Source organism: Paraburkholderia sp. SIMBA_027, from assembly GCF_046535315.1.
Taxonomy (GTDB): domain Bacteria; phylum Pseudomonadota; class Gammaproteobacteria; order Burkholderiales; family Burkholderiaceae; genus Paraburkholderia; species Paraburkholderia tropica.
In genome coordinates this window covers 1-261 of sequence record NZ_JAWRWY010000914.1, presented here as the reverse complement: position 1 = coordinate 261, position 261 = coordinate 1, and the positions used below count along the sequence as shown (strand labels likewise).

1 protein-coding gene is annotated in these 261 nt (G+C 38.3%); it reads right to left on the bottom strand.

Features of this window, described 5'->3' with window-relative positions:
- Nucleotides 1-8: 8 nt before the first annotated feature.
- A partial coding sequence (locus SB764_RS41750; protein WP_410866999.1) for a hypothetical protein occupies nucleotides 9-261 on the bottom strand: 253 nt, incomplete at its 5' end.

Genomic DNA, 261 nt, shown 5'->3' with positions numbered 1-261 from the left:
ATAATGTTTTAGTTGTCAGTTTTTATATTTTTACGGATCTCATCAGTTTTTTTCATATAGATTTGGGTTGCCCATACGATGATCTGACTCATGTCACCACCGGTTTTTCTCATCAACTCAGATTCTGTAACACCTGTTGAGAGGATGAGTTCTTTGGAAGCAGGAACCAGTAATGCTTTTCTTCTATCACTCAGTTCAGAGGTATTCCTTTTTCTTTCCTCTTCCGTAGGTCGGTTTTGAGGTTCACCCAGACTTTTGAAT